This window comes from Rhizobium laguerreae (assembly GCF_002008165.1).
Lineage (GTDB): Bacteria > Pseudomonadota > Alphaproteobacteria > Rhizobiales > Rhizobiaceae > Rhizobium > Rhizobium laguerreae.
The window spans coordinates 186,646-206,258 of record NZ_MRDM01000020.1 but is presented as its reverse complement, the minus strand read 5'-3'; the positions used below and the strand labels follow the sequence as shown (position 1 = coordinate 206,258).

Below are 19,613 nucleotides of genomic sequence, written 5' to 3'. Positions count from 1 at the left end.
TTTTCTTGCCAGCCGATCGAAGCTCGACCGGTGGGCAGTCAGCCGATCGTCGGGTCGAGCTTGTCGCGCAGCCAGTCGCCGGTGATGCTGATGGACAGCGTCGTCAGCATGATGACGAAGGACGGTGCCAGCATGATCCAGGGCGCGCGGGTCAGATATTCGCGCCCGTAGCCGACCATGTTGCCGAGGCTGGTCATCGGCGGCTGGACGCCGAGGCCGAGGAAGGAAAGGCTGCTTTCCATCAGGATGATCTCAGGAAAAGTCAGCGTCATCGAGACGATCAGCGTCGAGGCGATGTTCGGCAGGATATGCTTGAGATAGACATGGGCCGGCTTGGCGCCGAGTTGCGTGACGGCGGCGGCATAACCCTGGCCACTGGCGGCGATGGCAAGGCCGCGGGCGATGCGCGCATAGCGTTCCCAGCCGTAGAAGCCCATCAGGCAGATAAGCAGCGGCAGTGAACTGCCGAAGAAGGCGAGCACAGCAAGTGCCATGATGAGGAAGGGCATGGCCGCCTGGAAATCGGCAAGCATGACGACGAGCTGCTCGACAACGCCACGGAAATAAGCGGCGAGAAAGCCGAGCGTCGTGCCGACGAAGGCTGAGATCAGCGTTGCCCCGAAGGCGATCAGCAGCGAGATGCGGATCGACACGATGAGGCGGGAGAGAACGTCGCGGCCGAGTTCGTCGGTTCCAAGCCAATGCGCGGCATTGCCGGGCAATGACAGGCGGTTCTTCAGGTCGAAGGCGGTGATATTGTAGGGCCGGATCCAATCGGCCGTCAGCGCGATCAGGATCACGACGGCGATCCAGGCGAAGCCGATGATCACGAAAACGGGCACGCCGCGTTTCTTCTTCGCGCGCACTTCGTGGATGACGGTCGCCGGTTGAGCAGAGATATTTGTCATGATTCCGCTCCTTAATGCCTTGCCTGATTGCTGCGCAGACGCGGGTCGAGATAGCCGTAAAGGATGTCGACGACGAAATTCGAAAACACCATGGTTGCTGCCACCAGCAGCAGGATGCACTGGACGACGGCGAGATCGCGGTTGGAGACGGCAACGACGAGAAGCCGGCCGACGCCCGGCCAGGAGAACAGCGATTCCACCACCACGGCGCCGGCGATTAGCGTGCCGACCATGAAGCCGGCGATCGTCACGATCGGGATCGCCGCATTCGGCAGCGCATGGCCCCAGACGACGTTTCGCCAAGCAGTGCCTTTGGCGCTAGCCGTACGGATATAGGGCTGGCCAAGCACCTCGATCATCGCGCTTCGGGCAAAGCGGGCAAGAATGCCGGCACCGCCGATACTCATGGTGATGATCGGCAGAATGGCATGCATCCAACTGTCCTGGCCGCCCGACGGCAGCAGGCCGAGCGTGACGGAGAAGATCAGCACCAGCACGAGGCCGAGCACGAAGCTCGGCATGGTGAAGCCGACCACCGCGCTCGCCATGACGGCGCGGTCGGTCGAGCTGTCGCGGTGGAGGGCGGCGTAGACGCCGGCCGGAATGCCGATCACCAGCTTAAGGATGAGGGCCGGGATCGTCAGCTCCAGCGTTGCCGGAATGCGGTCGAGCACGAGCTGGATTGCCGATTGGCCGTCGCGCATCGAAATGCCGAGATCACCGCGGGCGATCGCGCCGAAATAGCGCAGATACTGCACCCAGATCGGCTGATCGAGACCCCAGGCGGCACGGAAGGCGCGGATCGCTTCCGGCGGCGCTTCCGGACCCATGATCGTCAGGGCCGGGTCGCCGGAAAGGCGCAGGACGACGAAGGCGAAAGTCACCACCAGCACGATGGTCATCAGCGCGCGGAACGCCCTTATCAGGAAGAAACGGATCATGGCTCAGCTCTCCATGAGCGTTGAGACGGATGCGGGCGCAACCAGGTGGCAAGCAGCCTTTCGGCCCGCCTCGATGGTGACGAGTTCGGGCGTCTCGACGCGGCAGCGCTCGATCGCATGGCCGCAGCGGGGATGAAAGGCGCAGCCGGCAGGCCGGGCAGCGGGATTCGGCGGTTCTCCCTGCAGGATGATACGGTCGCGCAGCGCCGTGCCGGGAACCGGAACGCTGGAGACCAGTGCCTGCGTATAGGGATGCAACGGGCTGCGGAAAATATCCTCCGAGGCTGCTTCCTCGACGATCCGGCCGAGATACATCACCGCGACGCGATCGGCGATGTTGCGCACGACCTTCAGATCATGGCTGATGAAGGCCATGGCGATGCCGCGTTTTTCCTGCAGGTCGCGCAACAGGTTGATCACCTGCGCCTGGATCGAGACGTCGAGAGCCGAGACCGGCTCGTCGCAGACCAGAAGCTCCGGATTGGTGGCGATGGCGCGTGCAATGACGACGCGCTGGCGCTGGCCGCCCGAAAGCTCGTGCGGATAACGCTCCGCCTGATCGCGCCGAAGACCGACGGCGACGAGCAGTTCATCGACACGTTCGCGCCGCCCCTCTTCGCTTCCGACGGCATGGATGGCAAGCGGTTCGCCGATCTGCGCGCCGATCGAGATGCGCCGGTCAAGGGCTGCCAGCGGATCCTGGAAGACGAGCTGCATGCGTGCCCTCAGGCTACGCCAGCGCGGCGTTCTGAGTGCCGGCATCGCCTCCCCGTCGAAGCGGACGCTGCCTTCTGTCGGAGCTTCGAGCCCGAGCAGCAGCCGGCCCATCGTCGATTTTCCTGAGCCGGATTCGCCGACGATGCCGAGCGTCGTCTTCGGCGCGACCGACAGCGAAACGCCGTCGACCGCCCGGACATGGCTCGGCTTTCCGAAGACGCCGCGGCGCATCGTATAGGTCTTGACGAGGTCGTTCGCTTCGATCAGCTGAGGTTCGCTCATGCCCATGCCACTCCCTGCTGGACCTGCATGAGGTTCGGCTTCGATGCGGTGGCGCCGTCACTGAGCGGATGGAAGCAGGCGGTCGCACGGTCGTCGTCAAGCGCGAGGAGCGGCGGCACCTTGTTATGACAGAGTTCCGAGGCATGGCCGCAACGCGGCGCAAAGGCGCAGCCGCCGGGCATCCGGCCGGGCTGCGGCACGGTGCCGGGGATCGGTACCAGCCGGTCGCGGCCGGCATCGATACGCGGAATGGCATCGAATAGCCCGCGCGTATAGGGATGGCGTGGCGACCGGAACAACGATTCCGTCGGGCATTTCTCGACGATGTTGCCGGCATACATGACGCAGACGCGTTCGCAGATCTGCGACACCGCGCCGAGATCATGACTGATGAAGACGATCGCCATGCCGGTTTCCTCGCGGATCGAAATCAGCAGATCGAGGATCTGCGCCTGGATCGTCGCGTCCAGCGCCGTCGTCGGCTCATCGGCTATCAGCAGATCAGGATTGCCGGCGAGCGCCATGGCGATCATCAACCGCTGGTTCTGGCCACCGGAAAATTCATGCGGGAAATTGTCGAAACGGCGCACGGCGTCGGGAATGCGGACCATTTCCATCAGGCGGACGGCCTCGTTGCGGGCGGCCCTACCGGTCAGGCCGCGGTGCAGTTCGACGGCTTCGGCGATCTGGCGCCCGGCGTGGATGACCGGGTTGAGCGAGCTCGACGGATCCTGGAAGATCATGGCGATGCGGCCGCCGCGAATGCTTTCGAGCTTCGTACGCGACGCGCCGATCAGCTGATCGCTGCCGAGACGCACGCTGCCTGAGACGGAAGCCTTTCCAGGCAGGAGCCCGAGTGCCGCCAGCCAGGTGACCGACTTGCCGCAGCCGGATTCGCCGACGAGACCCACCGCCTCGCCCTTCTCGATCGCCAGATCGACGCCGTGCAGGACTTCGATACCGCTGAAAGCGACCTTCAAATTGGAAATTTCGACCAATGGCATTTCAGCCTCTCTTTCTTGCATTCCCGCCGGCAGCCAGATCCGAATGAGAGCATGATGCCGAAAACCGCTCACACTTTTCGGCATCATGCTCGTGCCTGTCGGGCTTGCCTTGTTTCCGGGTAGCCGGTGCACCAAATGGCAGCGAGCCAGGGTTTCCCCCGGCTCGCTGATGTCGTCAGGTCTTGATCAGGACCAGTTGCCCTGGCGGAAGTCCATGGCGAAGGCCGATGCGGCCTTCCAATTGATCGACTTCGACTTGGCGGTGAAGACGGCGTTCTGGTGGAGAACGGTATAGGCGGGGTCTTCGCGCTCGCAGATCTGCAGCATGCGGGCGAAAGCGTCATGACGCTTGGCGCGATCGGTGCTGGTCTCGAGGAAGGTCGACAGCGTGTTCATCTCGGCGTTGGTCCATTCGCCAACCTGCTGCTGCTGGCCGTTCGGACCGTGCTGGGCGACGATCGAGGAAACCGGATCGGGGAAACTTGCGGAGTTCGACCAGTCGCGGACGGCACGCGTCGGCGTCTTTTCGAGGATCTGCTGCCAGTTTTCCTTCATCTCGATCTGCACGTTGAGGCCGACCTGCGCCCACATTTCGACGAGGATCTGCGCCGTCGGGGTCTGGTTGGTATAGTAGTTGTTGAGCAGGCGATACGGGATCGGATCGCCCTTGTAGTTGGCTTCCTTAAGGAGCTGGCGGGCGAGATCAGGATTATATTCCGGCACGGTCCAATCCTTGACCAGCATGTCGCCATAGAAATCCCACTGCAGCCCGGCCGGAACGCGGGTGCGGCCTGCCCAGAGCGAGTCGACGATCGCCTGTCGGTCGATGGCATGCGTGAAGGCGCGGCGCACCAGCGGGTTGCCGAGCTGGGCATGGGTCTTATCGAACACAGTCAGGCGGTGGTTGGTGATGATGCCGCCCTGGACTTCGAAGGCCGCGTTCTTTTCAATGCCTTCGATCTGGTCCGGCGGGATGTCGCTGGCGAGGTGATATTCGCCAGACAGCAGGCCGTTGACGCGCGAGGCGACTTCCGGAACTTCGACGAAGCGGATCTGCTTTACCGGAGGACGGCCGCCCCAATACTCGTCATGCGCTTCGTAGATCAGGTAGGTATCCGGCTTGAATTCGGCGACGCGGTAGGGACCGGTGGTGATCGGTGCGCGGCCCCAGTCGAGATAGCTCTTGGCCTCATCCCAGCTGCGGCGGTTGGCGATGGCGCTGGCGGCAACGGAGATGCGGCCTTCCATCGTCACGTCAGGCGAACCGTTGACGAAGCGGACGGTGTATTTGTCGACGATTTCGATGCCGAGCAGGGCCGGCCAGATACGGCGGGCGACGGCCGGAATTTCGACCGGCAGTTCCTTGCTTTCGCGGCCGAGCGGGTTCTTTTCGGTGACGAAGATCGTCTTGCCGGCGCTCGGCTGCGTATCGCCGAACATGCGTTCCTTGCTGAAGGAGAAGGCGACGTCTTCGGCAGTCATCTCGTCGCCATTGTGGAATTTGACGCCCTGGCGCAGTTTCAGCTCGACGGTCTTGTCGTCGATACGGCGCCATTCGGTGGCGAGCGACGGAACGGTCGAGAGGTTGCCGAGCCAGTCGAGGCCGATCAGGCTTTCCCAGAGCGACGAATTGAAGATGCGCTGGCCGACATTCGACTGTTCGCGCAAGGTATCCAGCGTGTTCGAGTTCGAGATCTTCTGTACGGCGATGGTGATTGAAGGACGATTGTCGGCCTGGGCGATGGAAAAGCGCGGCAGGATCAGCGAGCTGGCGACGCCGGTGGCAAGGCCGAGAGCACCGCGACGGGTGAAGGTGACCATGGGAATATCTCCTTGGGTTCTCTGGTGGATCGGATCAATGGCTGCGTTCGCTCAGGCCCTCTGGGCCGGAGCGATAATGGGTCAGGGTTCTGTCGGCATGTTTCAGGCGCCAGGAGAGCGCCTTCTGCGCATAGTCCCGCACGAGCGCGGCATAGGCCGGGTCGTCGGCGAGATTGGTGAATTCGTTCGGATCGTGCTGCAGATCGAAGAACAGCGGCGGTAGCGCTGCGAAATGAACGTATTTGTATCGCTCGTCCTGGATGACGCAGAGGCTGCAATTATTCATGCCGAGGCCGAGAAAACTTTGCGGCTCGGAATAATAGACGTCGCGGAAGTCGTACTCGTAGTGCAATTCGGTGCGCCAATCCTGCGGCCGGCCCTCGCTCAGGAAAGGCAGCAGCGACAGGCCGTCACAGGCGTGCGGGATCTTTCCGCCGAGCCAGTCGAGAATGGTCGGCATGACGTCGATGCTCTCGGTGAAGCCGCTTTCGATCGCGCCGGCGCGGGCATTTTCGCCGGCGTCCTTGATGACGAGCGGAATGCGGAAGCTCGGATCGTTGTAGCCGATCTTGCCGAGCAGGTGATGATCGCCGAGCTGCTCGCCGTGGTCGCTGGTGAAGATGATCAGCGTATCGTCCCACTGTCCGGTGTCGTCGAGATAGTCGAAGACTCGGCCAAGGCAATCGTCGACCTCGGTGATCAGGCCGCAATAGGTCGCCCGCATCTGGCGCAGTTCCGCTTCGTCGAGCGTTGCGCCCGACCCTTCGGCGCCTTGGAAGAAGGAGCCGCGGCGGATGCTGTCGACATAGAATTTCATCAGCGGATGTTGTGCAGCCTCGATATCCGGGCTGGCCGCGCGGATCGGCGCCGGCATGTCTTCCGGCCGGTACATGGCGTGATAGGGAGCGGAGGCGACGAAGGGCGGATGCGGCCGGTAATAACCGAGATGCAGGAAGAAGGGCTTGCCGTCGCGACCCTTGAGATAGGTCAGCGCCCGCTCGGTGAAGAAGGTCGAGTCCGAAAATTCCTTTGGGATGCGTGACGGACGGTCGGTGGCGCCGGCAACGGCGTCCTCGCCCTCGGGCAGCCAGATATCAGGACGATGCTCCGGCAGCTCAAAGCCGTTCTGTGCCACCCAGCCGAAATAACCCTCCATATTAGGCTCGAAGGCGCCGACCGAACGGAAACCGTCCATCATGTCGCCGAGCACCGTGAAGCGCGGATCGTTCGGCGAAGTGGTGCGCGGATCCGGCACCGTCGTCGTATAGCCGATCAGCGCCGGATCGTAGCCGACGCCGCGCAACGCCTTGCCGAGGTTGAAGTGGCGCTGGTCGAGCGGCACCGTGTTCTGCACGGCGCGATGGTTCATCAGATAGAGGCCGGTAAGCAGGCTCGCGCGGGCCGGACCGCAGGGAACGCAGGTCGTCACATGGTTCCTGAAGGTCACGCCCTCGCGGCAGAGCCGGTCGAGATTAGGCGTCTTCAGGAAATCGATTTTCCCGTCGTCACGCAGAACGTGCGGAACGAAATCGGCTCGCCATTGGTCAACGACGATGAGTAGAACGTTTTTCTTTCGCATGGAGCCCCCACTTGTGCGGGGCTGTTTGAACCGCGATTATTTCAGCGCGATGACCACTTTTTCAAAGTTCCATGACATTAAACGGATCGTGGCTTTCTTCGCTTTTATTCCATGAGCGTCATAAGATTGTAATACTTGCGACACAACAGCCGTTCACCGCGTGAGGCGGCTCCCCGGCTCTCGCTATCGGGCTTTCTTCGTCTTCCGGCTAATAACAGTTGCTTTCCGACGCCAAGACAGCCGAAATCTGCATGGTTGAATTCCCGGCGTGACAAATTAGATTTGTCCCATGAGCGGACCGCGAGGAGTTTCGAGCGGAGACTGGTTGACGGCGGGCAGGCTGGATCTGCCTGCTGGCGGTGGTGCGTTCGCGATTCCCCGGCTGGCCATCGGCTTATTTCTGGTTGATCAGGACCGGCACCGCATCGCCGTCGGTTCCGATCGTAAGCGGGTCGTGCCGCTGCGTGCCGGCGACGGCTGGATTCTGCCGGCCGGTTCGTCGGGCACCTGCGAATATGACGATGAGCTCTCGTTTCTGAGGGTGGATCTGTCGGATGCCTTGCTCAAGGATGTCGGTTTCGACAGGGCCGTCTTCAATCCCGTCGTCGGCAGCCTCGATCCGCTGCTGGTTCAATTCGTTCGTCACGCGGCCTCTCTTCGGGATGCACCGCAATCCCTCTATCGCGATACGATGAACCTTGCGGTTGCAGCACATTTGGCCCAGCTGCTCTCGCCTGCCCCGCTGTCATCCATTGGGGTCGAGGACCGGCGGCTGCGCCGTGCACTGGCATATATCCACGACAATCTCACCGAGGATCTTTCCCTTGACGACATGGCTTCCGAGGCGGCAATGAGCCGGTTCCATTTCGTGCGCATCTTCACCGCTGCGCTCGGCACGTCGCCGCTACAATATGTCATCCGTGAGCGAATGGAACGGGCCAAGGTGCTGCTCAGGACCACGGGCGTTCCGGTTGCTGCCGTCGCCATCCGCGTGGGTTATGACGACGTGTCCCGCTTCGGTCGGCATTTCAGGCGCAGTACAGGGCTCACGCCGGCAGCGTTTCGCAGAAGATAGCGCTCCGACCCAGAATGACAATAAACACATAACAAATGCCAAGTATCGCTCCGGCGCCTGCGCGCCGATGCTGCGAAACTCCTCCTCGTACCTCATGAAACTGGCGATGACGGCGAGGAGACCTTCGATGAGACTATCGACCCTTTCTGCAATTGGAGCAGCCCTGCTCCATTCGACGGCCTTTGCGGCTGGCATCGAGACGCGTCCCGTCTCCTTCCAGAACGAGGGAGTGACGCTTGCCGGCACGCTCTATCTCCCGGTCGACTACAAGCCGGGCGAAAAGCGCCCCGGCGTTCTGGTGACTGGCGCCTGGACCTCGATCAAGGAGCAGATGTCCGGCCTTTACGCGGAGGAGATGGCCGAGCGCGGCTTCATTGCCCTCGCCTTCGATTTCCGCGGCTGGGGCCAGTCCGGCGGCAATATCCGCTTCAAGGAGGATCCGGCGGCCAAGACCGACGATATCGTAGCGGCGGCCGACTACATGACGACGCTGCCGGAAATCGACGCCGGCAAGATCGCCGGTCTCGGCATCTGCGCCTCCGCCGGTTATATGGCGGCGGCGGCTTCGGGCAATCCCGATTTCACCGCCATATCGCTGGTTGCGCCGTGGCTGCATGACAAGGCGATCGTCGAGCGGATCTATGGCGGTGCGGACGGTGTCTCCAGGCTGATCGCCATATCCCGCGAGGCTGAGGAAGCCGAGCGCAACGGCCAGCCCCGGATGATCGTTGCCGCAAGCGCCAATGACAGCACGGCGCTGATGTACCAGATCCCCTATTATACCGAGCCCACTCGCGGCCTCATCCCGCAATATGACAACAAGTTCAATCTCGCCTCCTGGGAGCCATGGCTGACCTATGATTCGGTTGCCACCGGTGACCGCCTCGACAAACCGACGCTGATCGTCCACTCGGAAGCGGCCGCCGTTCCGCAAGGCACACATGCCTTTTTGGCGCGCCTTCATGGTGATGCATCCGAGATCTGGCTCGACGGCGTCACCCAGTTCGACTTCTACGACAATCCCCAGCATGTCACGCGGGCGACCGATGCCGCGGCTGCGCATTTCGAACGGATCAACAAAGGCTCCTGATACCTGACAAGGAGATGACCATGAAAACCCTCATGCTCACAGCTGCCGCCGGCGTCTTGCTGGCGTCATTCACCGCCAGTGCCGAATCGATCGGTGCCGACGACCGCGCGGCCATCATCGATACCATTACCGACATTGCCGCTGGCGCCGACCGCCACCAGTGGGACCGCGTGCGCGGCGCCTTCGCCGACACGGTGACGCTGGATTATACCGGCCTCTGGGGCGGCGAGCCGACCACCCAGCCGGCCGAAGCCGTCATCCGGCAATGGTCTGCCTTTCTGCCGGGCTTCGATCGCACGCTGCATCTCGTCAGCAACCACGCCATCATCGAAAGTGCCGGCCCGACAGCGGTGGCCGAGGCCGATTTCCAGGCAGTCCATCGGATCGGCGCGGAGAGCTGGGTACTGATGGGACATTATCGATATGACCTCACCAAGATCGACGGCACCTGGAAAGTCTCCCGGCTGGTGATGACGCCCGCCCACGAGACCGGCGACCGGGCTCTGGTCAACAGGGCCGCGGAACGCGCCGGGCAGCCGGGCTGATCCGGCCTGCCACTCTCATTCCAATATACCTTCAAGGAGATCCGCATGCGCAGACCATCGCTCGTTCGAGCACTCTTCGTTTCAGTCGCACTCTTTTCCGGAGGAACCGTCATAGCCGCAAGCCCGGAAGAAAACCGCAAGGTCATCACCGACTACTACGCCGCCTACGGCAGCGGCGACATGAGCCGTGTCGCCGCGTTCTTCGCCGACGATATCGAATGGCACATTCCCGGCCATCATCCGCTGGCCGGCGTCAAACGCGGCAAGGAAGAAGTGGCGGCATTCTTCCAGCAGCTGGGCAAGGCCGGTTTCCGCGCCGAGCTGATCGCGTTGACGGCCGACGAGTACTGGGTGATCGACATGCATCGCGGCTGGTCGGGACGAGACGGCCTGGCCAATGTCGACACCATCTGGGTGCTCGCCTTCCGCATCGAGAACGGCAAGATCAAAGAGGCGCGCAACTTCTCCTATGATCAGGCGGCGGCCGATACCTTCTTCTGGCAGGCCTACCCGCTGAAACCCCTGCCCGACCGGCTGCTCGAATGAGCTTATACCAGGTGATTCGTCGACGCGTCGAAGAGATGGATCTGGCCCGGATCGATCGAAAGTCCGATCATGTCTCCCGCTTTGACCCTGTCGCGCCGCGTCTCGACGATCGTCAGCTCCGGCTCCGTCGCCGCGACGATGAAGGTTGACGAGCCGGTCGATTCGACGAAGGCGATCGGTACATCGAAGCTGCCATGCCCGGGCTCGACGACGCCGATATGCTCCGGCCGGATGCCGGCGATGAGCTTCCGCCCGGGTTCGATGGCGCGTGATATCGCAAGCGTCTGCTTCACAGCGCCGAAATCCAGGACAAGGCTCTTGCCGTCTTCCGCGGCGATCGCGGGAATGAAATTCATGGCCGGCGAACCGATGAAACCGGCAACGAACCGGTTCGCCGGCCGGTCGTAGAGATCCAGCGGCGCGCCCTGCTGTTCGATGACGCCGTCGCGCATCACCACCACATGGTCGGCCATCGTCATCGCTTCGACCTGGTCGTGTGTGACGTAGACGAAGGTTGCGTGCAGCCGGTCGTGCAGCGACCGGATTTCCTTGCGCATGTGGACGCGCAGCGCAGCATCGAGGTTGGACAGCGGCTCGTCGAACAGGAAGGCCTTGGGGTGGCGGATGATGGCGCGGCTCATGGCGACGCGCTGGCGCTGGCCGCCGGAAAGCTCGCGCGGATAGCGCTTCAGGAGATGCGAAAGACCTGTCGTCGCCGCCACGTCCTCGGCGGCCTTCTTGGCCTCGGCCTTGGCGATGCCGCGGATGCGCAGGCTGTAGGTCAGGTTTTCCTCGACTGTCATATGCGGATAGAGCGCATATGACTGGAACACCATGGCGACATCGCGCTTGCGCGGCGGCACGCCGTTCATCAGCTCGCCGGCGATCCTGAGATCGCCCGAGGAAATGCTTTCGAGGCCGGCAAGCGAGCGCAGCAGCGTGGACTTGCCGCAGCCGGACGGACCGACGAGCGCAACGAAGGTGCCCTTGGCGATCGAGAGGTCGATATTCTTCAGGGCGTGGAAGGCGCCGTAATATTTGTTGACGCCTCTGAGCTCGATCTGTGTGGTCATTTGAGGGCTCCAGAGGTGAGGCCGGATACGATGCGGCGCTGCAAGAGAACGAAGATGGCGAGGATCGGCGTCACATACATCGTGGCGTAGGCCATGATGTTGTTCCACTCGTTGGTGTTCGGCCCCATGAAGGAATTGAGGCCGACGCTTGCCGGCTGAAGTTCGGCCGCCTGGATCATCGACTTCGAATAGACGAATTCGCCGAAGGCCTGCATGAAGATCAGGATGGCGCTGACGAGGATGCCGTTGCGGGCAAGCGGCAGCACGATGTTGAAGAAGGCGCCGACGCGCGAATTGCCGTCGACGAGTGCCGCCTCCTCCAGCTCCTGGGGAACGCTCATGAAGGTGGCGCGCACCAGGATGACGAAGAAAGGCATGCTCTTTGCCGCGACCGCGATGATGACGGCAAGGCGCGGAGTGGAAAGCAGGCCGATCTGCGAGAAGCCGACGAAGATCGGTGTGATCATCAGCGAGGCCGGCAGGACCTGCAGCATCAGGATCAGGAACAGGCCGATATCCACCCAGACGTTGCGGTATCTGGCGAGCACATAGGCGCAGCCGACGCCAAGCAGGGTGATCAGCGCCACGGAACCAAGAGCGATGACCAGTGAGTTCCAGAGGTAGCGGCCCATGTTGCGGCTTTCCCAGACCGCGGCATAGGTGCCCCATTGCGGCGAGGTCGGCCAGAAGCTCGGCGGCGTCGCGAACATCTCCGAGCCGCTTTTCAGCGCGGTGATGTACATCCAGTAGAGCGGGAACAGATAGATCGCCGCCATGACGATCGATATCGCGAGCATCAGGCGGTCGCGGTTCGTCGTATTCATCCGCGCACCTCGTGGCGTGTGGACCGGACATAGACGACGGACGCGAACATGACGAAGACGATCATGATGACGGAGATCGTTGCGCCCTTGGCGAAGTCGTATTGGCGGAAGGACAGATCCCAGGCCCAGTATTGCGTGACATTCGACGAATTGTTCGGCCCGCCCGACGTGATCGCGGCGAAAAGATCGAACTGCTGCAAGGTGAAGATCAGGCCGAGTGCGATGATGGCGCCGATGGTCGAGCGCATCATTGGCAGCGTGATCGTCCAGAAGCGCTGCCAGACATTGGCGCCGTCGAGTTCGGCGGCTTCGTAGAGGTCGGCCGGAATGCCGGCAAGGCCGACGGAAAGCAGGATCATGTTGAACGAGGTGCCGAGCCAGACATTGGCGATAATGACGGCATAGAGCGAATATTGCGGGTCCGAGCGCCAGAAGATGTTGCCGGAGATGATGCCGCTTTCCTTGAGAATGAAATTCAGCACGCCGAAATCGCCCGACAGAATCCAGTTCCAGATGGCGCCGACGACGAGGCCGGGCATCACCCAGGAGACTAGGAACAAGCCGCGCATCCATGAGGCGCCGGGAAAATTGACCCAGAAGAACAGCGCCAGGCCGAAGCCGATCAGGAACTGGCCGGCGATGGAGCCGACGACGAAGATGACGGTGTTGTAGAGGATCGGCAGCGTTTCCGGCTGCGCGAAGAGGTCGGTATAATTCTTGAAGCCGACGAAGGGACGCGAGAAGGTCCCCAGGCTGAACATGTCGACCTCCTGGAAGCTCATCACGACATTGTAGATCAGCGGCAGCCCCGCCATCAGGAACAGAAAACCGAGCGGGAAAGCGACCAGTACGATATCGAAACCGCGGCCGTCCCTGACGCTCATCAGGATCCTCTTCATGGGTCCTCCGATACTCCCAACGGGGCCGCCTGGCGCATGATGCGGAAGACGGCCCCTGCCGGGAGGAAATGGTTGAGTTATCCCTTCTCCCCAGCGGGGAGAAGGTGGCCCGAAGGGTCGGATGAGGGGGCGGGGCGGCACATACTGCCCTTCGCTTGTCGCTCAGGGCGTTCGTCGCTTTTGCTCCTCACCCCCTCATCTGCCCGTTGGGCATCTTTGCCTGGGTCGAGCCACCGGTCTCGCCCCGTCCTTCGGACCCCCGCTGGGGAGAAGAGGGAGGGAGCGAGCGGCTGGCTCGACGCCAACTAGCCTAATACTGCCTTGATCTTGTCGGCTGCCTGGTCGAGAGCGTCTTTCGGGCTCATCTGGCCGGTCAGTGCTGCCTGAATAGCGTCCTGGATCGCCTTGGAGATCTTCGGCCATTGCGGATGCGGGCCGCGCGGCTTGGCGTATTTCAGCTGTTCGAGGAAGACCTTGAGGGCGGCATCCTTCAGCGGCTGACCGGTTTCCGGGATCGAAATGTCGGAGCGAGCCGGAAGCTGGCCGAAATTCTTGAACATCTTGTCGTCTTGCGAGGCGAAATACTCGAGCGCCTTGAAGGCTTCGGCCGGATGTTTGCTGGTGGAGAAGATCGCCCAGTTGAAGTCGCCCATGGCCGAGGAGCGTTCAGCGCCTTCCTTCGGAACCGGAAGCAATGTGACGCCCCAGTCGAACTTCGCCTCCTGGCTCATGCGGTCGAGCTCCCACGGACCCGAGATCGCCATTGCCGCATTGCCTGAGTTGAAGGTGCCGGTGGAATCCCACTGGCCGCGTGTCAGCGTATCCGGAGAAGCGAGCTTCTCGTCCATGATCGTCTTCCAGACCTCAAGCGCCTTCACCGCGCCTTCGGCGTTGATGTTCTCATAGCTGCCGCCGCCCATCTGAGCCCAGGGAAGGAACTGGAAGGTGCCCTCCTCATTGGCCTTGGCCGAGAAAGCGAGACCGTAGACGTTCTTGGCGGGGTCGGTCAGCTTGCGCGCATCCTCGACGAGCTCGTCCCAGGTCTGCGGTGGCTTGTTCGGATCGAGGCCCTTCGCCTTGAACATGTCCTTGTTGTAGTAGAGCGCGATCGTGTTCGTCGCCTTCGGCACGCCAAAATACTTGCCGTCCCACTCCACGGATTTCAGCGGTCCGGGGAAATAGTTTGCCGGCTTTATGACCGTCGACTTGGAGATCATGTCGGTGAGGTCGAGGAAGGCGCCGCGCGACGAGAACAGCGCATGCTCCGGATTGTCGACGGCGATGATGTCGGGCGCCTGGCCGGTCGCATAGGCGCGCATGGCCTCGGTGACGACGTCGTCGAACTGGATCAGCCGGTATTCGATCTTGATGCCGTTGTTCTGGGCGTTGAATTCCTTGACGAGGTTCGGCGCCGGCTGGATGTCCCTGTCCAGCGACCAGAGCGTCAGCGTGACGTCTTCGGCCCTGGCCGAAAGGCCGGTGAGCGAGATGCCTGCGAGCGCGAGAGCGCCCAGAATTGCATATTTGCGGATAGCCATGATTCTCCTCCTTTGTGGTTATCCCCGTTTCCGGCAATTCCTCCTTGCCGGAAACGATATCATCAGATGGGATCGACGACGAATTCGCCGCCCCGGGCATGCTTGAGGTGGTTGAGCGCATAGACCTGGCCGGTCATTTCAAGCGCGTCGCGATAGACCGGGTCGTGCCAGCCTTCGATATCGATGGAGCCCGACCAGCCGGCAAGGCGCAGCTCGGAAATGATGTCGGTCCAGTTGCTGTCGCCAAAGCCCGGCGTGCGCATGAAGACGAACTTCTCCTTGCCGAAGATGCCGTGTTCCTTGATGACCTCCCAGCGGATGGTCGCGTCTTTGCCGTGGACGTGGAAGAACTTATGCGCCCATTTGCGGATCTGCGGCAAAGGGTCGATCAGATAGACCATCTGGTGGCACGGTTCCCACTCCAGCCCGATATTTTCGTCAGGCGTCTCGTTGAAGATCAGTTCCCAGGCATCGGGATTGTGGGCGATGTTCCAGTCGCCGCTAGCCCAGTTGCCATCCATGGCGCAATTCTCGAAGGCAATCTTGACGCCCTTGTCGGCGGCGCGCTTGGCAAGCTCGCTCCAGATCTGCTTGTAGCGAGGCAGGCTATCTGTCAGCGGCTTGCCGCGGATGCGGCCGGTGAAGCCGGCAACGCAGGTGGCTCCGAAGTGATGGGCATTGTCGATGCAGTTCTTCCAACCCTGCAGCGTCTCGAGGTCGATCGCGGTCTCTTCCAGCGGATTGCCGAACATACCGAGCGTCGAGATGGTGATATCGCGGTCGCCGATCGCATCGAGGCAGCGCTTGCCGAGCTCGGCAAGGTCCTGGCCCTTCGTCGTCTGCCAGAAGAAGGGTTCGAAGCTCTCGAAGCCCAAGTCGGCTATCTCGCCGATGCGGGTTGCGGCATTGCCCTTGTTGCCGCTGACCATGGTGCCGATACGAATGGATTTTGCAGGGTTGCTCACGTCACGTCATCCTATGCTGAAATTTCGATGCGCCTGCCCGTCTTGGCGCTTTCGATCGCGCCGAAGACCATGGCAAGGCTTCGAATATTATCGGAATTGACCGTCTCGGGCCGTTTGCCGGTGCCGATCGCCGCGATAAAGTCGGCGATGACGCTGGCGTGGCCATGGGTTTCTTTGTCATGTTCCGGACCGGGAACGTTTACGGCAGCAGCGCCGCGTAGAAGGCCGGGCTCTTCGCCGGCAATGGTCGCCTTGAAATTCTCTTCGCCATCCCAGGTGAGCATTCCCTTCGAGCCGACGAGGCGCCACTGGCTTTCCCAGCTTGTCCGCTCGCCCTCGGCGCACCAGGAGCCGCGATAGGTGAAGACGATGTCGTCGGAAAATTCGAAGATGGCATTGGCCGAGGCGCCGTGCCGGTACCAGGAACCCTTCGGATTGCGCTCGACGCAATAGACGGCAAGCGGCTTCGTGTCGGCGACGTAGCGGGCCGCATCGAAGGTGTGGATCGCCATGTCGAGAAGCAGGACGTTGTCCATCTCTTCGCGGAAGCCGCCGAAATGCGGTGCGATGAAGAAGTCGCAATGGATGCCGGTAAGTTCGCCGATCGCGCCGCTTTCGACGAAGCGGCGAAGGCGCCTGACGCCTGATATGAAGCGGCGGTTCTGGATGACGGCGTGGATGCGGCCGGTCTCGGCGGCAAGATCGATCAGCGCGGCGCCCTCTGCAAGCGAGGCCGCCATCGGCTTTTCGCTGAGCACATGGCAGCCGGCCTTGAGTGCGGTGGAAACGACGTCGTAGCGCGCGGCCGGAATGACGATGTCGAAGACCAGGTCGGCCTTTGTGGCCGCGATGACCTCGGACAGATCCGAACCGATGACGGCGCCTTCAAGGCCGAACTCCGAGGCAAGCTTTTCCGCCGTCTCCCGGTTCAGGTCGACGAGGCCGACGATGGTGATGGAGTCGGCCAGCAGAGGGTTGGAAGCGATGGCGCGCAACCAACCTTTGGACATAGCTCCGCACCCGCACAGAATGGCACTGAATTTCACGATTTCCTCCAGGGGAACGGTGTCAACTCTCCTCGTGACACGCACTCCGTAAACGTTTACGACTGTAGGCGAAAACATTTTGCGGTGTCAATAGACGCCAAATGGGAAATTACGGGCCCAGATCCGGACGGATCTGAATTAAAGAAATGGAGCATGATGTCGTCCGAAAACCGCGCACACCTTTCGGCATCATGCTCCCGGGAAAATCGTCAGCGATGAAGGGGATTCGCCAGCTTGCCGAACATTTGAATATCTCGATCGGCACGGTCTCCCGCGCGCTGAACGGCAAGCCCGATGTCAATCAGGAAACCCGCCGGCGCGTGTTGGCGGCGGCCGAGGAACTCGGCTATGTCGCCAACCAGTCTGGACGGAGCCTGAGGCAGGGGGAGACGAAGGTCATCGGGTTGATGATCGAATCCAGCAAGGAGACGGTCGAGAACGCCGACAACTTCTTCCTTGGCGTCACCAGCGGCCTGCAGAGCGTCTTTGCCCGCCACAAACTCGACCTCATCATGTTGCCCTGCCCGAGCGACGAGGACCCGCACGAATATCTGAAGCGGATGGTGGCGCGGCGCATCGTCGATGCGATGATCATCTCGGACACGCAGCGCGTCGACCGGCGCATCGACTTTCTCTCACGGGCGAAGATCCCCTTCGTCGCACTCGGCCGCAGCCTTTCGGCCAGCAATTTCCCCTGGATCGATCTCGATTTCGAGGGCGTGGCCGACCATGCCGTCGAGCGGCTGATCGCGCTGGGCCACCGCCGGATCGCGATCACCGCGCCGTCGAGCGAGGCCAACCTCGGCTATCTCTTTATCGACAGCTATCGCCGGGCGCTCGAGCGGCACGACATTGCCTTCGACTCCTCACTCGTCATCCGCGTCAGGTCGAGCGAAGAGGGCGGCTATCAGGCGGCCCATGAGCTGTTGCTGCTCGAAGAGCGGCCGACGGCGGTGATCCTGATCTACGAGCTGATGGCGATCGGCCTTTACCGCCGCCTGATGGAATCGGGCGTCATGCCCGGCCGCGACCTTGCGGTGATCGGCTTCCGCGACGCTCCGCGCGCACGGTTCCTGCAGCCGTCGCTGAGCTGCTTCCGCATCTCGCTCTACGATCTCGGTGCAGCGCTCGGCCGGATGCTTCTCGCCAACATGCCGATCTATCGGGAGTTCTATCCAGGCGATGGGGGCAACATCATCTGGCCGCTCGAACTGATGGCGGGTGAAAGCGACGCGTTTCGGGTTGGGGTCATGGCCTGAGCGCGATCGGTTTGCTTCCGGAATGCAGAAGCGAACCCCCTCATGCACCTGATGCAAAGAACCGGTTCTCCGGCCGCGGCAATCCGAGATGTTCGCGCAGCGTCGTGCCCTGATATTCGCTGCGGAACAGACCGCGGCGCTGCAGCTCGGGAACCAGCCGGTCGGTGACGTCGAGGAGACCCTGCGGCAGATAGGGGAAGACGACGTTGAAACCATCCGAGCCTTCCTCATCAAGCCAGCGTTCCATCTCGTCGGCGATGCTTGCCGGCGTGCCGACGAAGGCAAGGCCGGCATAGCCGCCATAGCGCTGTGCGAGCTGGCGCACCGTCAGTTTCTCTTCGGCGGCAAGTTTCAGAACCTGCGCGCGGCCGGTCTTGCTGGCATTGGTGTCGGGAATGTCTGATGGTAGCGGTGCGTCGGGATCGAAGCCCGAAGCGTCATGGCCGAGCGCGATCGAAAGCGAGGCGATGGCGCTGTCGTAATGCACCAGACTGTCGAGCGTGGCGCGTTTGGCGCGCGCCTCCTCGATGCTGTCGCCGACGATGACGAAGGCGGCGGGCAGGATCTTCAGGTGGTCGCGGTTACGGCCGATGGCTTCCATGCGGCCCTTGATATCGGCATAAAGCGCCCTGCCCGCGGCAAGATCGCGCGGCGAACAGAAGACCATCTCGGCGGTTTCCGCGGCAAGCTGGCGGCCGGGGTCCGACTGGCCGGCCTGGACGATGACGGGCCAACCCTGCGGCGGCCGGGCGATATTGAGTGGCCCGCGCACGCTCAGTTCCTCGCCCTTGTGGCCCAGCACATGCATCTTTGCCGGATCGAAGAACAGGCCGCTTTCCCGATCGCGGATGAAGGCATCGTCGGAGAAGCTGTCCCAGAGCCCGGTTACCACGTCGTAGAATTCCCGGGCGCGATGATACCGCTCGCCATGCTCCACGTGTTCGTCGAGGCCGAAATTGAGCGCGGCATCAGGGTTCGACGTCGTGACGATGTTCCAGCCGGCGCGGCCGCCGCTGATATGGTCGAGCGAGGCGAAACGCCGGGCAATGTGATAGGGCTCGTCGAAGGTGGTGGAGGCCGTGGCGACGAGGCCGATGCGCTCCGTCACCGCTGCCAGCGCCGAGAGCAGCGTGAAGGGCTCGAAGGAGGTCACGGTGTGGCTGCGCCTCAGCGCCTCGACCGGCATATTCAGCACGGCAAGATGATCGGCCATGAAGAAGGCGTCGAATTTCGCCCGTTCCAGCGCCTGCGCGAAGGATTTCAGATGCGCGAAATTGAAGTTGGCGTCGGGATAAGAACCGGGATAGCGCCAGGCGCCAGTATGCAGGCTGACGGGACGCATGAAGGCGCCGAGGCGCAACTGCCGTGGGGTCATGACTTTCCTCATGGATCGGGCAAGGCGGCCGCCTGCCCCGCATTGGGCGTTCTGTCTGAAGCCGCTGCAGCGACGCATCGGATATCGGTTACGTAGGAACTCGACGAATTCAAATCGAGGCCGGCT

The 19,613-nt window shown here is 62.2% G+C and carries 18 protein-coding genes; 5 read left to right on the top strand and 13 right to left on the bottom strand.

Annotation, left to right across the window (positions count from 1 at the left end):
• Nucleotides 1-38: 38 nt before the first annotated feature.
• From BS630_RS26850 to pehA, 6 genes are all read right to left on the bottom strand, one after another.
• Complete coding sequence (locus tag BS630_RS26850; RefSeq protein ID WP_077979809.1) at nucleotides 39-908, bottom strand: ABC transporter permease; 870 nt, start codon at nucleotides 906-908, stop codon at nucleotides 39-41.
• 11 nt (nucleotides 909-919) lie between these two features.
• A complete protein-coding gene (locus tag BS630_RS26845) occupies nucleotides 920-1,849 on the bottom strand; it encodes an ABC transporter permease (RefSeq protein ID WP_017957478.1) in 930 nt (309 codons plus the stop codon).
• 3 nt (nucleotides 1,850-1,852) lie between these two features.
• Nucleotides 1,853-2,854, bottom strand: coding sequence for an ABC transporter ATP-binding protein (locus tag BS630_RS26840; protein ID WP_077979808.1), 1,002 nt, complete (start codon nucleotides 2,852-2,854; stop codon nucleotides 1,853-1,855).
• Complete coding sequence (locus tag BS630_RS26835) at nucleotides 2,845-3,852, bottom strand: ABC transporter ATP-binding protein (protein WP_077979858.1); 1,008 nt, start codon at nucleotides 3,850-3,852, stop codon at nucleotides 2,845-2,847. The genes BS630_RS26840 and BS630_RS26835 overlap by 10 nt, the downstream gene beginning before the upstream one ends.
• 186 nt (nucleotides 3,853-4,038) lie before the next feature.
• Nucleotides 4,039-5,673 (bottom strand): ABC transporter substrate-binding protein, encoded by a 1,635-nt coding sequence (locus BS630_RS26830; protein ID WP_077979807.1) that lies wholly within the window; start codon nucleotides 5,671-5,673, stop codon nucleotides 4,039-4,041.
• Between the two features lie 34 nt (nucleotides 5,674-5,707).
• Nucleotides 5,708-7,252: a phosphoric/sulfuric ester hydrolase PehA gene (pehA, locus tag BS630_RS26825; protein WP_077979806.1), complete on the bottom strand. Its 1,545-nt coding sequence runs from the start codon at nucleotides 7,250-7,252 to the stop codon at nucleotides 5,708-5,710.
• A 325-nt stretch (nucleotides 7,253-7,577) separates the two neighbouring features.
• Between pehA and BS630_RS26820 the strand changes: the two genes are divergently transcribed.
• From BS630_RS26820 to BS630_RS26805, 4 genes are all read left to right on the top strand, one after another.
• A complete protein-coding gene (locus BS630_RS26820) occupies nucleotides 7,578-8,327 on the top strand; it encodes an AraC family transcriptional regulator (RefSeq protein WP_077979805.1) in 750 nt (249 codons plus the stop codon).
• Nucleotides 8,328-8,454: 127 nt separating this feature from the next.
• Nucleotides 8,455-9,417 carry an alpha/beta hydrolase gene (locus BS630_RS26815; RefSeq protein ID WP_077979804.1) on the top strand — a complete coding sequence of 321 codons (963 nt, stop codon included), beginning with the start codon at nucleotides 8,455-8,457 and terminating at the stop codon, nucleotides 9,415-9,417.
• Nucleotides 9,418-9,437: 20 nt separating this feature from the next.
• The gene (locus BS630_RS26810; protein ID WP_017957471.1) at nucleotides 9,438-9,962 is read left to right on the top strand and encodes a nuclear transport factor 2 family protein; all 525 of its coding nucleotides are present in this window, start codon (nucleotides 9,438-9,440) and stop codon (nucleotides 9,960-9,962) included.
• Between the two features lie 45 nt (nucleotides 9,963-10,007).
• A complete protein-coding gene (locus tag BS630_RS26805; RefSeq protein ID WP_017957470.1) occupies nucleotides 10,008-10,508 on the top strand; it encodes a nuclear transport factor 2 family protein in 501 nt (166 codons plus the stop codon).
• Nucleotides 10,509-10,510: 2 nt separating this feature from the next.
• Here BS630_RS26805 and BS630_RS26800 read toward each other — a convergent pair whose 3' ends face one another.
• The 6 genes from BS630_RS26800 to BS630_RS26775 form a co-directional block, all read right to left on the bottom strand.
• Nucleotides 10,511-11,581: an ABC transporter ATP-binding protein gene (locus tag BS630_RS26800; protein WP_077979803.1), complete on the bottom strand. Its 1,071-nt coding sequence runs from the start codon at nucleotides 11,579-11,581 to the stop codon at nucleotides 10,511-10,513.
• Nucleotides 11,578-12,405, bottom strand: a complete 828-nt coding sequence (locus tag BS630_RS26795) for a carbohydrate ABC transporter permease (protein ID WP_020047677.1) — start codon at nucleotides 12,403-12,405, stop codon at nucleotides 11,578-11,580. Before BS630_RS26795 ends, BS630_RS26800 begins: the two co-directional genes overlap by 4 nt.
• Nucleotides 12,402-13,304 (bottom strand): carbohydrate ABC transporter permease, encoded by a 903-nt coding sequence (locus tag BS630_RS26790; RefSeq protein WP_072642402.1) that lies wholly within the window; start codon nucleotides 13,302-13,304, stop codon nucleotides 12,402-12,404. The genes BS630_RS26795 and BS630_RS26790 overlap by 4 nt, the downstream gene beginning before the upstream one ends.
• A 305-nt stretch (nucleotides 13,305-13,609) precedes the next feature.
• Nucleotides 13,610-14,842: an ABC transporter substrate-binding protein gene (locus tag BS630_RS26785; protein ID WP_017957466.1), complete on the bottom strand. Its 1,233-nt coding sequence runs from the start codon at nucleotides 14,840-14,842 to the stop codon at nucleotides 13,610-13,612.
• A gap of 62 nt (nucleotides 14,843-14,904) precedes the next feature.
• Entirely contained in the window at nucleotides 14,905-15,807 is a 903-nt protein-coding gene (locus tag BS630_RS26780) for a sugar phosphate isomerase/epimerase family protein (RefSeq protein ID WP_077979802.1), read from the bottom strand.
• 11 nt (nucleotides 15,808-15,818) lie between these two features.
• Complete coding sequence (locus BS630_RS26775) at nucleotides 15,819-16,853, bottom strand: Gfo/Idh/MocA family protein (RefSeq protein WP_077979801.1); 1,035 nt, start codon at nucleotides 16,851-16,853, stop codon at nucleotides 15,819-15,821.
• Between the two features lie 215 nt (nucleotides 16,854-17,068).
• Between BS630_RS26775 and BS630_RS26770 the strand changes: the two genes are divergently transcribed.
• Nucleotides 17,069-18,112, top strand: a complete 1,044-nt coding sequence (locus BS630_RS26770) for a substrate-binding domain-containing protein (protein WP_077979857.1) — start codon at nucleotides 17,069-17,071, stop codon at nucleotides 18,110-18,112.
• Between the two features lie 40 nt (nucleotides 18,113-18,152).
• Here BS630_RS26770 and BS630_RS26765 read toward each other — a convergent pair whose 3' ends face one another.
• On the bottom strand, nucleotides 18,153-19,487 hold the full coding sequence (locus tag BS630_RS26765; protein WP_077979800.1) for an LLM class flavin-dependent oxidoreductase: 1,335 nt from the start codon (nucleotides 19,485-19,487) through the stop codon (nucleotides 18,153-18,155).
• Nucleotides 19,488-19,613: the final 126 nt, after the last annotated feature.

Excerpts from the sequence above, each read along its gene's own strand:
- BS630_RS26850 (WP_077979809.1), bottom strand. The coding sequence starts at position 908 with ATGACAAATATCTCTGCTCAACCGGCGACCGTCATCCACGAAGTGCGC.
- BS630_RS26845 (WP_017957478.1), bottom strand. The coding sequence starts at position 1,849 with ATGATCCGTTTCTTCCTGATAAGGGCGTTCCGCGCGCTGATGACCATC.
- BS630_RS26840 (WP_077979808.1), bottom strand. The coding sequence starts at position 2,854 with ATGGGCATGAGCGAACCTCAGCTGATCGAAGCGAACGACCTCGTCAAG.
- BS630_RS26835 (WP_077979858.1), bottom strand. The coding sequence starts at position 3,852 with ATGCCATTGGTCGAAATTTCCAATTTGAAGGTCGCTTTCAGCGGTATC.
- BS630_RS26830 (WP_077979807.1), bottom strand. The coding sequence starts at position 5,673 with ATGGTCACCTTCACCCGTCGCGGTGCTCTCGGCCTTGCCACCGGCGTC.
- pehA (WP_077979806.1), bottom strand. The coding sequence starts at position 7,252 with ATGCGAAAGAAAAACGTTCTACTCATCGTCGTTGACCAATGGCGAGCC.
- BS630_RS26815 (WP_077979804.1), top strand. The coding sequence starts at position 8,455 with ATGAGACTATCGACCCTTTCTGCAATTGGAGCAGCCCTGCTCCATTCG.
- BS630_RS26810 (WP_017957471.1), top strand. The coding sequence starts at position 9,438 with ATGAAAACCCTCATGCTCACAGCTGCCGCCGGCGTCTTGCTGGCGTCA.
- BS630_RS26805 (WP_017957470.1), top strand. The coding sequence starts at position 10,008 with ATGCGCAGACCATCGCTCGTTCGAGCACTCTTCGTTTCAGTCGCACTC.
- BS630_RS26800 (WP_077979803.1), bottom strand. The coding sequence starts at position 11,581 with ATGACCACACAGATCGAGCTCAGAGGCGTCAACAAATATTACGGCGCC.
- BS630_RS26795 (WP_020047677.1), bottom strand. The coding sequence starts at position 12,405 with ATGAATACGACGAACCGCGACCGCCTGATGCTCGCGATATCGATCGTC.
- BS630_RS26790 (WP_072642402.1), bottom strand. The coding sequence starts at position 13,304 with ATGAAGAGGATCCTGATGAGCGTCAGGGACGGCCGCGGTTTCGATATC.
- BS630_RS26785 (WP_017957466.1), bottom strand. The coding sequence starts at position 14,842 with ATGGCTATCCGCAAATATGCAATTCTGGGCGCTCTCGCGCTCGCAGGC.
- BS630_RS26770 (WP_077979857.1), top strand. The coding sequence starts at position 17,069 with ATGAAGGGGATTCGCCAGCTTGCCGAACATTTGAATATCTCGATCGGC.
- BS630_RS26765 (WP_077979800.1), bottom strand. The coding sequence starts at position 19,487 with ATGACCCCACGGCAGTTGCGCCTCGGCGCCTTCATGCGTCCCGTCAGC.